The sequence below is a fragment of the Sphingopyxis sp. genome, assembly GCF_036402335.1.
Taxonomy (GTDB): Bacteria; Pseudomonadota; Alphaproteobacteria; order Sphingomonadales; family Sphingomonadaceae; genus Sphingopyxis.
In genome coordinates, this window is record NZ_DASWTD010000396.1 from 1 (window position 1) to 3,441 (window position 3,441).

A 3,441-nucleotide genomic window follows, 5' to 3' on the forward strand; every position below is an offset into this window, starting at 1 on the left:
AAACTCGATGCCAAACCGGTCGTCGACACCCCGACCGCGGATGGCTCTCTGGGCGACGCGCCGCCGAAGGCCGATTCCCCGCGGATCGTGTCGATCGGCCCCGGTGGGTTTATCCGCCAAGGACCGGGTGACCAGCAGGCACCGATCCCGCCCGCGCCGCCGCGCCGGCTGGTGCCCGCAAAGCCGAGCCCGGAAATCGCCGACAAGACGACTTTGCTCGACCTCAACGACCGCATCTGCCGCTGGCCGATGGGTCACCCGGGCGAACCCGACTTCCACTTCTGCGGTGAAGCCGTGAACCCGGGCTTTCCCTATTGCGTCGAACATTGCGGCCGCGCCTATCAGGCGCAACTGCCGCGCGGCACGCGTCGCCCGCCCCCGCCCCCGCCGTTCGGTGGTCCCCGGGTTCGTTAAGACGCGTCCGGTGAAGCCCTTCGGGCAGGAATTTGAATTCGCGCGCGCGCTCGGCCTGCAGATGGTCGAGCGCGGCGACGGACGCTGCATGATGGCGATCGACATCGATCGCCATCGCCATTTCAGCCCGCAAGGCGCTGCGCACGGCGGCGTCGCCTATTCGCTGGCCGACACGGCGATGGGCGGTGCGCTGACCAGCCTGCTCGCTGACGACCAGTGGTGCGCGACGCTCGAGATCAAGTTCAACTATCATGTCCGCGTCGGCGAAGGCCGGCTGACATGCGAGGCCGAGATTCTGCATCGCGGCAAGCGCGTCGCCAATATCGATGCCAGGCTCTATCAGGACGGCCGTCTTGTCAGCAGCGCCAACGGCAATTTCGCGATTTTCGCGGCACCCGCCGGATAGACGAAAGGCGCCGGGCCTTGCGACCCGACGCCTCCCGTTCACGCTCCCAAGAGGTCAGAAGCGGAGACTCAGTGACCCGCGAACGCTGTGCGTGCGGAAATGGGGATCGCTGCGCTGGATGTCGGTCCCGCCGCCATCGAGCAGGAACGGATTGGTCGGCGGTGCGGTGCCCGCACCGACGTTTACGACATAATCCTTGTCCTTGAGATCCGTGTAGAGATACTCGAGGCCGAACGCGACGTTCTTCGTCACCATCACTTCAGCACCGCCGCCCGCCGAATAGCCCCAGGCGTTGGTCCGGCCATTATCGGCAAAGCTGTTGGCGGTGTTGCTGGTCGTGAAACGATTGTCGAGCTTTGCATAGGCGCCGCCGCCGGTGACATAGAAAAGCGCGCCGCCGCCGGGCGTGTAGCCGGCGCGAAGGCGGGCACCGGCCTGCCAATCGGCTTCGCGGCTCATCGTATAGCGGGCGGGCGTCGTCGAGAAACCGCTGACGCTGTCTCTCGCTTCACTGCGGCCGCCTTCGACCACTGCGCCGACGACGAAATTGCCCATGCGCCTGTCATAACCGAGGCGGCCGAAATATTCGAAGCCGTCCTTGTCGTTCTTGCAGGCACGATTGGCCGTACCGGTGGCGCTGCCGTTGCAGAAGCCGGGCGAAAAGGCGTTGGCGCCCCCCGACGTCGTCACCTGATCGCCGTAGGTCCCGTCGCGGTCGGTGTCGAACACCAGCGTCTCGCCGCGGTCGCTGCCCTGCAGCGTACCGCCACCGACAATGCTGACATAGGGACCGTTGAAATCCTGGGCTGTGTCGCGGGCTTCCTGGGCCATCGCCGGCATCGCCAAGGCGCTGGCCGCAACCGCGGCAAGGAGAGAGAGGTTTTTCATGTTTTACTCCACTTTTTGAATGACTTTACAGTCGCCACCCAAACCCGCGGCGCCGATTCAAAGTTCCACTTTTGCACGGAAACGGGACGAACCGAGTGTGCTGCGCCGGCCGAAAAGCGCCCTTGCCAGCCGCCTTTCCCGCCCCCTATAGCTGACCCATGAGTCACGATTTGTTCGACGCCGCGAGCCCCGCCACCGACAGCTATAATGCTTCGCAGATCGAGGTGCTGGAGGGGCTCGAACCCGTTCGCCGCCGTCCCGGGATGTATATCGGCGGCACCGACGAGCGCGCACTCCACCACCTCGCCGCCGAAGTGATCGACAACAGCATGGACGAGGCCGTCGCCGGCCATGCAACGCGGATCGAGATCGAACTCGACGTCGGCAATCGGCTGACCGTCGTCGATAACGGGCGCGGCATGCCGGTCGATCCGCATCCCAAGTTTCCGGGCAAGTCGGCGCTCGAGGTCATCATGACCATGCTCCATTCGGGCGGCAAGTTCGAGGGCAAGGCCTATGCCACGTCGGGAGGCTTGCACGGGGTGGGTGTCAGCGTCGTCAACGCGCTGTCGGCGGACACCGAAATCGAGGTTGCGCGCGGCAAGCAACTCTACCGCCAGCGCTTCTCGCGCGGCACGCCGCTCGGCGGGCTCGAGGAACTCGGTCCCACACCCAACCGGCGCGGAACGAGCGTAAGCTTTGTTCCCGACCCCGAAATTTTCGGCGACCATGGCCGGTTCAAGCCGCAGCGGCTGTACCGCATGGCGCGTTCGAAGGCCTATCTGTTCGCGGGGGTCGAGATCCGCTGGAAATGCGCCCCCGAACTGATCGGCGACGATACCCCTGCCGAAGCGGTTTTCCAGTTCCCGGGAGGCCTCGCCGATCATCTGAAGGAACAGATCGGCACGCGCGAATGCGCGACCGCCGAACCCTTCGTCGGGCGGCAGGATTTCCCGAACGACCAGGGGCGTGCCGAATGGGCGATCGCGTGGCCCCTGTGGTCGGATGGCAGCTATAGCTGGTACTGCAATACCATTCCGACCCCCGCCGGCGGGACGCACGAAGCCGGGCTTCGCTCGGCGCTGACCAAGGGGCTGCGCGCCTTTGGCGAACTGATCGGGCAAAAGAAGGCGGCGCAGATCACCGCCGAGGACGTGTTCAACGGCGGCGAGATGATGCTGTCGGTCTTTATCCGCGAACCACAATTCCAGAGCCAGACCAAGGACCGGCTGTCGAGCCCCGAAGCGGCGCGCTTCACCGAAAATGCGGTGCGCGACCATTTCGATCATTTCCTGTCGGATAATATGGACCGCGGCCGCGCATTGCTCGGTCTCGTTCTCGACCGGATGGACGAACGGCTGAAGCGCAAGGCCGAGCGCGAGGTCAAACGCAAGACCGCGACCAGCGGACGCAAGCTGCGCCTGCCCGGCAAGCTCACAGACTGTGCGAACGACGGCCCCGAAGGCACGGAATTGTTTATCGTCGAAGGCGACAGCGCGGGCGGCAGCGCCAAGCAGGCGCGCGACCGCAAGACCCAGGCGATCCTCCCCATCCGCGGCAAGATCCTCAACGTCGCGTCAGCAACCGCCGAGAAGATCCGCGCCAACAGCGAGATTGCCGACCTCAGCCTCGCCCTCGGCTGCGGCCTCCGCGACAAGTTCGACGAGGATAGTCTGCGATACGAGCGGGTCATCATCATGACCGACGCCGACGTCGACGGCGCACATATCGCG

At 65.2% G+C, this 3,441-nt stretch carries 4 protein-coding genes; 3 read left to right on the top strand and 1 reads right to left on the bottom strand.

The features are described from left to right. Both VGD20_RS12675 and VGD20_RS12680 read left to right on the top strand, forming a co-directional pair. Nucleotides 1–414 (top strand): GcrA family cell cycle regulator (locus VGD20_RS12675; RefSeq protein ID WP_331134791.1); only part of this gene is annotated, 414 nt, incomplete at its 5' end. 10 nt (nt 415–424) lie between these two features. Next, nucleotides 425–820 carry a PaaI family thioesterase gene (locus tag VGD20_RS12680; RefSeq protein WP_331134792.1) on the top strand — a complete coding sequence of 132 codons (396 nt, stop codon included), beginning with the start codon at nt 425–427 and terminating at the stop codon, nt 818–820. A 54-nt stretch (nt 821–874) separates the two neighbouring features. Here VGD20_RS12680 and VGD20_RS12685 read toward each other — a convergent pair whose 3' ends face one another. After that, a complete protein-coding gene (locus VGD20_RS12685; protein ID WP_331134793.1) occupies nt 875–1,708 on the bottom strand; it encodes an outer membrane protein in 834 nt (277 codons plus the stop codon). Nucleotides 1,709–1,866: 158 nt separating this feature from the next. On the opposite strand from VGD20_RS12685, the gene VGD20_RS12690 reads away from it, so the two are divergent. Further along, nucleotides 1,867–3,441, top strand: a 1,575-nt coding sequence (locus tag VGD20_RS12690) for a DNA topoisomerase IV subunit B (RefSeq protein WP_331134794.1), incomplete at its 3' end; no start/stop codon positions are given.

What these genes read in the sequence shown, in the direction of transcription:
- VGD20_RS12685 (WP_331134793.1), bottom strand. Translation starts at nt 1,708, where the DNA reads ATGAAAAACCTCTCTCTCCTTGCCGCGGTTGCGGCCAGCGCCTTGGCG.